This is a genomic window from Mycobacteroides chelonae CCUG 47445, assembly GCF_001632805.1.
In the GTDB taxonomy this organism is placed as follows: domain Bacteria; phylum Actinomycetota; class Actinomycetes; order Mycobacteriales; family Mycobacteriaceae; genus Mycobacterium; species Mycobacterium chelonae.
Window position 1 is genome coordinate 3,738,752 of the sequence record NZ_CP007220.1, and the last position, 11,233, is coordinate 3,749,984.

Consider the following 11,233-nt stretch of genomic DNA (forward strand, 5'->3'; position numbering starts at 1 on the left):
TCCGTGCGCACCGATCGGGCCAACCACGACCCTGCTGCCTAGTAAAATCTGCTGGATGACCGACGACTCCGATGCAGTTCGCCCGAGCGGCTCATCGCCCCGTCGGCGGCTCACCCCTGAGGACCGACGTGCCGAGCTACTGGAGTTCGGTACGCAACTATTCGGCGAACGTCACTATGACGACGTCCGCATGGACGAGGTAGCTGAGCAGGCGGGCGTGTCACGAGCGCTGCTATACCGCTACTTTCCCGACAAGCGCTCCTTCTACACCGCGGTGATGCAGGCTGAGTACGACAGGCTCTACGACGCCACCATTTCGCTGGACATGGATCCGACTCTGTCGGGTTTCGAGCGGCTCCGGCGGACCCTTCTGGTGTACCTGCACTACCAGGAGGAGCATCCCTACGCGCCGGTGACCGTGTTCCGGATGATCGATTCTGCCGATCCCACCGTCGCGGCTATAGAGCAGCAGGAATACGACAAGCAGACCGATCGCATCATGGCCGTCGTCGAACATGTCGCCGGCGACGAATTGACCCCGGATCTTGTCACCACCCTGCGCGTGGTCATCCGGGCCTGGCTGACCTTCAACCAGGAACTGGCACGTCAACGTGCCATCAATCCGGATCTGGACGTCGACTGGCTGGCCGATACCTCCGCGCACGCCATGATCGACGCCGTGCGGCGGGTGCCGAACATCCCGAAAGCAGTGGTGGACCTCATGGGTGCCGATTAATTGTCGGCCCCTGTTGGCACGATGATCCGATGAGCAGCGAGTCCGGTCCACTCGCCCGGTTCTCGGCACCTACCCGGGAATGGTTCGCCGAATCATTTCCGGCTCCCACCCAGGCGCAGTCCGGTGCATGGCAGTCCATCGCCAAGGGCGACAACACCCTCGTCATCGCCCCCACCGGGTCCGGAAAAACCCTCGCGGCGTTTCTGTGGGCCATCGACACCCTGGCCGGTGCCAATCCCGAGCTGAGCGTCGCCGGCGGTGCGGCTCCGGCTCGGCGCGGAACCCGGGTCCTGTACATCTCACCGCTCAAGGCGCTCGCCGTCGATGTCGAGCGGAACCTGCGCGCCCCCCTTGCCGGGATTGCCCGCACCGCACAGCGGATGGGCCTGGCCGAGCCCTCCATCACTATCGGGGTGCGCTCGGGCGACACCCCCGCGCAACGCCGCCGTGCGCTGATCTCCTCTCCCCCGGACATCCTCATCACCACCCCCGAGTCACTGTTCCTGATGCTGACCTCCGCCGCACGCGAGACATTGGAAACGGTCACCACCGTCATCGTGGATGAGGTTCACGCGGTGGCCGGAACGAAACGCGGTGCGCACCTCGCGCTCTCACTTGAACGGCTGGACGAGCGTCTTTCCCGGCCGGCACAGCGCATTGGCCTGTCGGCAACGGTGAAACCCGCGGCCGAGGTCGCCCGCTTCCTGTCCGGTCGCGCCCCGGCCAACGTCGTCGCCCCCGCCAGCCCGAAGACCTTTGACCTGTCGGTGGTGGTGCCCGTTTCGGATATGAGCGCCCCCGACACCTATCCCGACGCCGAGGCCTCCAACGCGGGCACCAACACGATTTGGCCCCATGTCGAGCAGCGCATCGTCGACCTCATCGAGGCGCACCGCTCGAGCATCATCTTTGCCAATTCGCGGCGCCTCGCCGAGCGGCTCACCGCCCGGTTCAACGAGATTCACGCTGAGCGCCTGGGGGTGGATCTCACCCCGGTGGCCAATCCCGGCGTACCAGGAGGGCCCCCGGCGCACGTCATGGGCAGCGGGCAGACCTACGGTGCCGCCCCCTTGCTGGCCCGGGCGCATCATGGCTCGGTCAGCAAGGAGCAGCGCGCGAACATCGAAGAGGACCTCAAGACCGGCCGGCTCAGATGCGTAGTGGCCACCAGCAGCCTCGAACTCGGAATCGATATGGGTGCCGTGGATCTGGTGGTTCAGGTGGAGGCGCCACCATCGGTGGCCAGCGGACTGCAACGCATCGGCAGGGCCGGACACCAAGTCGGCGAGACCTCCAGAGGTGTTCTTTTCCCGAAGCACCGCAACGATCTGCTGGGCTGCGCGGTCACGGTGCGGCGCATGCTCGACGGTGATATCGAAACCCTGCAGGTGCCCGCCAATCCGCTGGACATCCTGGCGCAACACACCGTGGCCGCATGTGCGCTGGATCCGCTGGACGTCGAGACCTGGTTCGACGTGGTCAGACGCAGCGCCTCCTTCACCTCCCTGCCGCGCAGCGCGTTTGACGCCGTGCTCGACTTGCTCAGCGGCAAGTACCCGTCCACCGATTTCGCCGAGCTGCGTCCGCGCGTCGTCTACGACAGAGACGCGGGAACGCTCACCGGACGGCCCGGCGCGCAACGGCTGGCGGTCACGTCCGGGGGCGCCATTCCCGATCGCGGCCTATTCACGGTGTACATGTACGCCGGCGCCGAGGGCGAGAAGCCCTCTCGGGTGGGTGAACTCGACGAGGAAATGGTGTACGAGTCACGCCCGGGGGACGTGATCTCCTTGGGGGCCACCAGCTGGCGCATCACCGAGATCACCCACGAACGGGTGATAGTGGTCCCGGCCTTCGGCCAACCGGGCAGGTTGCCGTTCTGGCGCGGCGACGCGGTGGGGCGACCCGCCGAGCTGGGCATGGCCCTGGGGCACCTGACCGGCGAGCTGGCCGCAGCGGGTAACGCCGAATTCGACAAGCGTTGTGCTGATATGGGATTCGACGACTTCGCGATCGGCAATCTGCGAAAGCTGCTCGCCGACCAGCTGCAGTCGACAGGCGCCGTCCCCACCGACACCACGCTGATCGTCGAAAGGTTCCGCGACGAACTCGGCGACTGGCGCATCGTGCTGCACTCGCCGTACGGACTGCGGGTCAACGGCCCATTGGCGCTCGCCGTCTCCGATCGGCTCCAACAGCGCTACGGCGTCAGCGAGTCACCCACGGCCACCGACGACGGCATCGTGGTGCGACTCCCCGATACCGATGACAATCCGCCCGGGGCAAGTCTTTTCGTCTTCGATGCCGCGGAGATCGAGGCGATCGTGACGCGGGAGGTCGGCGGGTCGGCACTGTTCGCGGCCCGGTTCCGCAAATGCGCCGCGCGCGCTCTACTCCTTCCTCGCCGAACTCCCGGGCGCCGATCACCGCTGTGGCAGCAACGCCAGCGCGCCGCGCAACTACTCGATGTCGCGCGCAAGCACTCCGATTTCCCGATGGTGCTTGAGGCGTTACGTGAATGCCTGCAGGACGTTTACGACATCGGAACCCTGGTGCGGTTGATGTCGGGTATCGAGCAGCGCCGGATCCGTATCGTCGAGGTACAGACCGAGGTACCTTCTCCCTTCGCGGCCGCTCAACTGTTCAGCTATATCGGCGGATTCATGTACGACGAGGATCGCCCCCTGGCAGAGCGACGTGCCGCAGCCCTATCGCTGGACACCGGTCTGCTCGCCGAACTCATGGGGCGGGTAGAACTGCGCGAGCTGCTCGACCCGGCGGTCATCGAGACGACCGAGAAGCAACTGCAGCACCTCGCCGAGGAACGCAAGGCCCGCGACACCGAGGGCCTCGCCGATCTGTTCCGGCTCCTGGGCCCCATCACCACCGAAGAGGTCAGCGCCCGCTGCTCCGGCGCAGGGGCCGACTGGCTGCGTGGGCTCGTCGCCGCGCGCCGGGTGATCGAGACGCACTACGGGCAGCGCGCCTGGTGGGCGGCCGTCGAGGATGCGGCACGGCTGCGTGACGCTCTCGGGGTGCCGGTGCCACCGGGTGTGCCCGCGGCCTTCACCGACGCGACCGCCGATCCGCTCGGGGAGCTGTTGGGCCGATACGCCAGGACACACGGCCCCTTCACCACAGGGCAGGCTGCCGAACGCTTTGGTATCGGTGTTCGTGTCGCCGCCGACGCCCTGGCGGCGTTGGCCGCCCGCGGCCAGTTGGTACGTGGCGAATTCACTTCCGAAGCAACAGATTCTGAACAGTGGTGCGATGCCGAGGTCCTCCGGATTCTGCGCCGACGATCCCTGGCTGCGCTGCGTGCGCAGGTCGAGCCCGTCAGCACATCGGCATTCGCACGGTTTCTGCCCGATTGGCAGTACCTCGATTCCAGCCTGCGCGGCGTCGACGGAGTCGCCACCGTCATCGACCAGCTGGCCGGGGTACCGATACCCGCATCTGCATGGGAGCCACTGATTCTGGCGCGCCGGGTCCGCGATTACTCGCCCCAGATGCTCGATGAGCTGCTCGCCTCCGGAGAGGCGGTGTGGTCCGGACACGGCTCGATCACCGCGCAGGACGGCTGGGTCGCCTTGCATCCGAGCGGGGTCGCGCCAGCCACACTGGCCGCACCGGATTCGGTGGTTCTGGACGAGGCGCACCGCGCGATTCTCGATGGTCTCGCCGCCGGCGGTGCATTCTTTTTCCGTCAGTTCGGCGAGAGGGCGACACGCACGGCGTTATGGGATTTGGTGTGGGCGGGACAGGTGACGGGTGACACCTTTGCGCCGCTGCGAGCACTCCTGGGCACCGCCGCCACATCGCGTACGACGCACCGGAACCGGCGAGCTCCGAGGCTGCGGGCCTACACGCCAATCCCCGCCGCAGCGCCGGTCGATCCCGCGGTCGCCGGCCGGTGGTCATTGCTGCCGGAGAGGCTTGCCGACGGGACCGAACGTTCACACACACAGGCCGAGTTGCTGCTCGGGCGGTACGGCGTGGTGACCAAGGGCAGCGTCGTCGCCGAGGGAGTCGCGGGCGGTTTCGCCTGGCTGTACAAGGTGTTGTCGACGTTTGAGGACAACGGGCGCTGCCGCCGGGGCTATTTCGTCGAATCACTTGGGGGTGCGCAGTTCGCCTCTCCCTCGACCGTCGACAGGCTGCGCGAGTACCTCGACACGGTCGATGACGAACGCACACCGCATCGGGCGACGGTGTTGGCGGCAACCGACCCCGCCAACCCATATGGCGCCGCCCTGGCGTGGCCACGGGCCGCCTCCGAATCCGGTCATCGGCCGGGCCGCAAGGCCGGGGCGCTCGTGGCACTCGTCGATGGCCATCTGGTGCTCTACATCGAAAGGGGCGGAAAGTCGCTGCTCAGCTTCGTGATCGACCCCACGATGCTGCACGCCGCAGCGTTGGGCACGATGGATTTGATACGCGCCGGTGGGCTCGACGGTCTAGTAGTCGAAAAAATCGATGGCAGATCGGTTTTCGACATCGGAGAGTCCGCCGTGAGTACGGCCTTACTGGAGGCCGGTTTCGCGCGGACGCCGAAGGGACTGAGAGTGCGCCGATGAGGAGACAGCGATGAAGGTGACACGGTTCGACCACGTTGTGATCAACTGCACCGACGTGGACGCCACCGCGGCCTGGTATCAGCGCGTCCTCGGTATGGCTCGGGAGACTTTCGGCCCTGCCGGCCGCACGGCTCTGACATTCGGCACTCAGAAGATCAACCTGCGGCCAGTCACCGCGACCCAGGAGGAGTGGTTCACCGGCCTGGCCGCAGCGGCCGGGTCCGATGATCTGTGCTTCATCACCGATGCCTCGCCCACCGAGGTTCGCGAGCATCTCGCGACATGCGGGGTAGACATCGAGCAGGGGCCGGTGACGAAGATCGGTGCGCTGGGCGAGATGACATCGCACTACTGCAGGGACCCCGATGGAAACCTCATCGAGATCGCGGTATACCCATGAGCAACAACCACTATCACTACATTGCCTTTGGCACGGATGCGATCGAACGCCAGCGAGTCAACGGCAGCTACGTCGCCTACGGCACACACCTGGAACGCCCGGATGACGGCCCCGACGATCTGGGATCACGGGAGTTACGGATGATCGCCGACGCGACTCAGTTCTGTCTGGGCACGGTGACCCCGACGGGATGGCCCTATTTGCAATACCGCAGCGGTCCGGCGGGATTCGTGCGTCATCTCGGCGGAAACACCGTGCGGTTCGTCGATCTTCCGGGCAACAACCAATTCGTGACACTCGGAAACCTCGCCGCCTACAATCGGCTGGCGATGTTCTTCGTCGATTACCCGCGCAAGCAGCGCCTCAAGGTTTTTGGCCGCGGCACCGTGCACGACGACACCCGCCGCGAGATCGAAGTGATGGTGGAGGCATTCGACTGGAATTGCTCTCGCAGCATCATTCCCCGCTATGACCAGCAGTATCTGTCCGATCTCGGCAAGGCCTATCAGGAGAAGGCTGCCGCCAGGGAGACCGAACTCACCGCCGAAATCGAGCGTCTACGCGCGCGGATTGCCGACCTCGAAGCCACACCGCAGTGACGCCCCTCGCCGCTGATCGGGTGCTACGGACCCACGCGACACGGTTCAAGCACTGGCTAGAGGAATATCCCGGCAACGAGATCGGATATCCGCACTGGAAGCACGTCGAAGCCCATTTCCGCGATCTACTCGTCACCGGAGGTATCGGTCGGCTCAACCAGGATGAGCTGACGGCCCTGCTTTACCTCATCGCTCGTGGCTGGGACATCGGCCGGATGATCGCGTGGCTGTCGAACACCCCCGCCTTGTCCAACCTCGGTATCCTTGAGCGAGAAGACTTCCTGATACTCGCCCGGCTGGCCGCAACCATCAAGGGCACCGAATACGACGACGCGCGATACCAATTCGCGGCTTCCATCCGAAAGCTGGGGCCGCTCAACGCGGATACCGAAACCGTGCTGCTGGTCTTCTACGACAGCACCGACGAGTACACCAAACGCCTGGCCCTCATATCCCTGGCCCAGGGTGGATATCCCGGCATCCGGGCGCTGATCGAAAATTCCTGGCGCACGATCGACGAAGAACATCACAAGATCGGCTGCTTGGAATGTCTGAGTGAATACGTCGGTGACGAGACGCTGTTGCGCGAGTACCTCGACGACGCCAGAGATCTACCGGGCCGCTATCTGCGGGACTACGCCGAACATCTCCGCGCGTCACTGCCCTAGCGTCCTCGTCGACTCGTACCGGACTTGCCTGCCCGTCAACGGGTCACGAAACGCCAAAGAGCGCGCCAGGAGTTGCAACGGATGCGCGAAATCGTCCGACGCCACCTCGCACACGTCCGGATAGAGCGGATCGTTGATGATCGGGATGCCCAGGCTGTTCAGATGGACCCGCAGCTGATGGGTCTGCCCGGTGCTCGGAGTCAGGCGATATCTGCCTGTCGGACCATCGTGATCGACCAGCTCGATATGGGTCTCGGCGTTCGCCGGCCCCGGTTCCTCGACCGCCTGAAGGATACTGCGCCGCTTGATGATCCTGCTCCGCAACGTGACCGGCAGAGCCACTCCGGGATCGACGGGGGCCAAGGCCTCATAGATCTTGACGACCTGCCGCTGCGCAAAGAGTGATTGATACGCGGATCGGACCTCGCGGCGCACCGTGAACAGCAGCACCCCCGCGGTGAGCCGGTCCAGGCGATGCGCGGGTGCCAGTTCCGGCAGATCAAGCGTCCTGCGCAGACGTACCAGCGCCGTCTCGGCGACATGCCGCCCGCGCGGCATCGTCGAGAGGAAGTGCGGCTTGTCGACCACCAGAACGTTTTCGTCCCAATGCAATACATCGACGGCGAAGGGTACGGGAACCTCCAGCGCCACGTCGCGATACGTGTACACCACCGATCCCGAACGCAGGCACGTATCCGTGGTGATCGGCACACCCGCGGCGTCGACAACCTCGCCACTGCTCACCTTGTCGGCGGCGCCCGAACCGAATCGGGCTACCAGCTCATCAAGAACACGGCCACTCGTCCGAATTCGGATTCGCACCGGCCCCAAGCCGTCTCGCACCGGTAGCGGCGGCTCAGGAGCCCTTCTTCTGGGGCTCACCAGCGCAACCTACAGCGCGTCTTACTTGGACGGCGACAATACGTCGGTCACCGGTTCGACGATGAACGACCGCGCCTCGGGTGCGGCCACCCGCAACGCATCCGCCGACGCATCATCGGGCTGACGTTGCGAACGTACCTCGGCGTCGACCCGCGCACGGTAGGTATCCACCTCACGCACAATGTCTTCCGCGGACCAGCCAAGCACCGGAGCCACCAGCTCGGCGACCTCCTGGGCACAGTCGACACCACGATGCGGGTACTCGATGGCAATGCGCATGCGCCGGGCGAGGATGTCCTCCAGGTGCAAGGCACCCTCGGCCGCCACCGCGTAGAGCGCCTCCACCCTCAAATACATCGGCGCCTTCGCGATCGGCTGCAACAGGCTGTGATCGGATCCCGCACAAGCCAGCACCTCGCCGATCAGCGAACCGTATCGGTCCAACAGATGCCGAACCCGGTACGGATGCAGCCCGTAGGTCTCTCCGACGTGTTCGGTCTGATTGATCAGCGCGAAGTACCCGTCGGCGCCCAGCAGCGGAACCTTCTCGGTGATCGAGGGCGCCACCCGCGCCGGCACGAATTCGCTTGCCATGTCAATGGCATCGGAGGCCATCACGCGATACGTCGTGTACTTGCCACCAGCAATGGCCACGAGCCCCGGAGCGGCGACCGCCACGGCGTGCTCGCGGGAGAGCTTGGATGTGTCATCATCCTCACCGGCCAGCAGCGGCCGCAATCCCGCGTAGACACCATCGATATCGTTGTGCGTCAACGGTGTTGCCAACACCGTGTTCACCTTGTCCAGGATGTAGTCGATATCGACTTTGGTGGCCGCCGGGTGCGCCAGGTCCAGATTCCATTCGGTGTCGGTGGTCCCGATGATCCAGTGGTTACCCCACGGGATGACGAACAGCACCGACTTTTCGGTCCGCAGGATGATCGCCACCTCGCTGACGATTCTGTCCCGTGGCACCACGATGTGCACACCCTTGGAGGCCGTAACCCGGAACCGGCCACGGGTGCGCGACAGCGCCTGAATCTCATCGGTCCACACCCCGGTGGCATTGACGACAACATGCCCGCGAACCTCGGTTTCGGCGCCGTTCTCGGTGTCCCGCACCACCACGCCGGTGACGCGATCACCCTCACGCAGCAGCGAGACCACCTGAGTGGATGTCCTGACCACGGCCCCGTAGTGTGCCGCCGTCCGGGCCACATTCATGGTGTGCCGAGCGTCGTCGACCACGGTGTCGTAGTAGCGGATACCTCCGATGAGCGAGTTGCGCTTCAGCCCCGGCGCCAGCCGCAGCGCACCGGCGCGGGTGAGATGCTTCTGGGCGGGAACAGATTTCGCGCCGCCCATCTGGTCATACAAGAAGATCCCGGCGGCAATGTAGGGACGTTCCCACCACCGATTGGTCAGCGGGAACAAGAACGGCAGCGGCTTGACCAGATGAGGTGCCAATGTCGAGAGCGATAACTCCCGCTCGCGCAATGCCTCCTGAACCAACCCGAATTCGAGCTGCTCGAGGTAGCGCAGGCCGCCGTGGAACATCTTCGAGGAGCGGCTCGATGTCCCGGCCGCGAAGTCACGCGCCTCGACCAACGCCACCTTCAGCCCGCGCGTGGCGGCATCCAGAGCCGATCCGGCGCCGACCACACCCCCGCCGATCACGATGACATCGAACTGCTCGGATCCCAGGCGCTCCCAGTTCAGCGAACGGGCCTGTGGTCCAAGGAACGTGTATGTGGGTCCACCCGCCGATGGGCTGGTTGCGTCACTCACGACTGCTCCCTTCCACGCCCACTACCGGGCCCCGGAGTCCTTCCAGAAACCCACGTTACCGGACGGTAGCGCTCTCGTCTGTGATGTACGCCGCTGTGGCGCATGTCGCCCGAGGTCAGTCCAGGTCATCGTGGGCGATCAGCTGGCGCGCCGCCTCCGTTACCGAACCGGACAACGACGGGTACACCGACAAGGTCTGCGCCAGGTCGTTCACCGACAGCAGGTTCTGCACCGCGATCGCGATGGGCAGGATCAGCTCGGAGGCATTCGAGGCCACCACGACACCGCCGATCACCACACCGGTGGCCGGGCGGCAGAAGATCTTCACGAAACCACGCTTGAGACCCGACATCTTGGCTCGTGGGTTGGTGTTCAAGGGCAGTGTGACCGTCCGCGCCGGAATCTCACCATTGTCGATGGCCGCCTGGGACACCCCCACCGCGGCGATCTCCGGACGGGTAAACACTGCAGCGGCAACGGTTTTCAACCTGATGGGCTGTACCGCGTCGCCAAGGGCGTGATACATGGCAATGCGGCCCTGCATGGCGGCCACCGAGGCAAGCGGTAGCAGACCCGTGCAGTCGCCCGCGGCGTAAATGCCGGCCACCGAGGTGCGCGACACCCGGTCCACGGTCAGATAACCGCCGGCGCCGAGGCTGATCCCGACCCGCTCGAGGCCCAGACCCGCGGTGTTGGGAATCGACCCCACGGTCATGAGCACGTGGCTGCCATCGACCGCCCGGCCGTCGGCCATCGCCACGCGGACACCCGTCCCGGTGCGGGTCACCGCATCGGCGCGGGCATTCTTGATGAGCGTCACACCGCGTTCGGCCAGCGTGTCCTCCAGGACCAGGGCGGCTTCCTCGTCCTCGTGCGGCAGCACACGGTCCCGGCTGGCCACCACCGTCACCTGAACTCCCAGCTCGGTGTAGGCGTGGACGAACTCCGCACCCGTCACACCCGATCCGACCACGATCAGGTGTTCGGGCAATTCCTCCAGGTCGTAGAGCTGACGCCAGGTAAGGATCCGTTCACCGTCGGGACGCGCATGGGACAGCACCCGCGGGCTGGCGCCGGTGGCGATGAGCACCACATCGGCTTCCAGAATGGTGCTGCTTCCGTCCGCGGCGGTGGCCTTGACCCGGTGATATGCCATTCCGACCACGTGATCGACCAGCTCGGCACGTCCGGAGATCAGCCGCACCCCGGCGTTGCGCAACCGCGCGGCGATATCGGCCGATTGCTCGGCGGCGAGGCGCTTCACACGGCTGTGGATCTGCGGGAGCGAGATCTTGGCGTGCTCCACGTCGATGTCAAACCCCAGGTTGGGCGCGCGCCGCAGGTCGGTACGCACACCCGTGGACGCGATGAACGTCTTGGACGGCACACAATCGAAGAGCACGCAGGCGCCACCGATGCCGTCCGAGTCGATCACCGTCACCTCGGTGGTGCTTCGCTCATGGGCCGCGGCCACGAGTGCCGCCTCGTATCCCGCTGGTCCTCCACCAATGATCACGATGCGCGTCGCCACGGCATCAAACCTACAAGGACCGAACCGCCCCGGCTTGCCACGATGAGGGAAC

The 11,233-nt window shown here is 65.4% G+C and carries 8 protein-coding genes; 5 read left to right on the top strand and 3 right to left on the bottom strand.

Translation table 11 applies throughout. The features are described 5' to 3' along the window. Positions 1–55 precede the first annotated feature (55 nt). Genes BB28_RS18285 through BB28_RS18305 form a run of 5 tightly spaced genes read left to right on the top strand, consistent with a single transcriptional unit; the run spans position 56 to position 6,980 of the window. Positions 56–736, top strand: a complete 681-nt coding sequence (locus tag BB28_RS18285; protein ID WP_046254539.1) for a TetR/AcrR family transcriptional regulator — start codon at positions 56–58, stop codon at positions 734–736. Positions 737–765: 29 nt separating this feature from the next. Next, positions 766–5,313 (top strand): ATP-dependent helicase, encoded by a 4,548-nt coding sequence (locus BB28_RS18290; protein WP_046254540.1) that lies wholly within the window; start codon positions 766–768, stop codon positions 5,311–5,313. A gap of 10 nt (positions 5,314–5,323) precedes the next feature. Beyond that, positions 5,324–5,713: a VOC family protein gene (locus BB28_RS18295; protein WP_046254541.1), complete on the top strand. Its 390-nt coding sequence runs from the start codon at positions 5,324–5,326 to the stop codon at positions 5,711–5,713. Beyond that, positions 5,710–6,312 carry a pyridoxamine 5'-phosphate oxidase family protein gene (locus BB28_RS18300; protein ID WP_046254542.1) on the top strand — a complete coding sequence of 201 codons (603 nt, stop codon included), beginning with the start codon at positions 5,710–5,712 and terminating at the stop codon, positions 6,310–6,312. The genes BB28_RS18295 and BB28_RS18300 overlap by 4 nt, the downstream gene beginning before the upstream one ends. Then, entirely contained in the window at positions 6,309–6,980 is a 672-nt protein-coding gene (locus tag BB28_RS18305) for a hypothetical protein (protein ID WP_046254543.1), read from the top strand. Before BB28_RS18300 ends, BB28_RS18305 begins: the two co-directional genes overlap by 4 nt. Here the strand turns inward: BB28_RS18305 and BB28_RS18310 are convergent. The 3 genes from BB28_RS18310 to BB28_RS18320 all read right to left on the bottom strand — a co-directional run bounded on the left by BB28_RS18310 (position 6,969) and on the right by BB28_RS18320 (position 11,181). Further along, positions 6,969–7,823, bottom strand: coding sequence for a pseudouridine synthase (locus BB28_RS18310; protein ID WP_191985277.1), 855 nt, complete (start codon positions 7,821–7,823; stop codon positions 6,969–6,971). The genes BB28_RS18305 and BB28_RS18310 overlap by 12 nt on opposite strands. A 60-nt stretch (positions 7,824–7,883) precedes the next feature. Beyond that, complete coding sequence (locus BB28_RS18315) at positions 7,884–9,650, bottom strand: glycerol-3-phosphate dehydrogenase/oxidase (protein ID WP_046254545.1); 1,767 nt, start codon at positions 9,648–9,650, stop codon at positions 7,884–7,886. Between the two features lie 115 nt (positions 9,651–9,765). Then, positions 9,766–11,181 (bottom strand): NAD(P)H-quinone dehydrogenase, encoded by a 1,416-nt coding sequence (locus BB28_RS18320; RefSeq protein WP_046254546.1) that lies wholly within the window; start codon positions 11,179–11,181, stop codon positions 9,766–9,768. Positions 11,182–11,233 lie beyond the last annotated feature (52 nt).

What these genes read in the sequence shown, in the direction of transcription:
- BB28_RS18285 (WP_046254539.1), top strand. Translation starts at nt 56, where the DNA reads ATGACCGACGACTCCGATGCAGTTCGCCCGAGCGGCTCATCGCCCCGT.
- BB28_RS18290 (WP_046254540.1), top strand. Translation starts at nt 766, where the DNA reads ATGAGCAGCGAGTCCGGTCCACTCGCCCGGTTCTCGGCACCTACCCGG.
- BB28_RS18295 (WP_046254541.1), top strand. Translation starts at nt 5,324, where the DNA reads ATGAAGGTGACACGGTTCGACCACGTTGTGATCAACTGCACCGACGTG.
- BB28_RS18300 (WP_046254542.1), top strand. Translation starts at nt 5,710, where the DNA reads ATGAGCAACAACCACTATCACTACATTGCCTTTGGCACGGATGCGATC.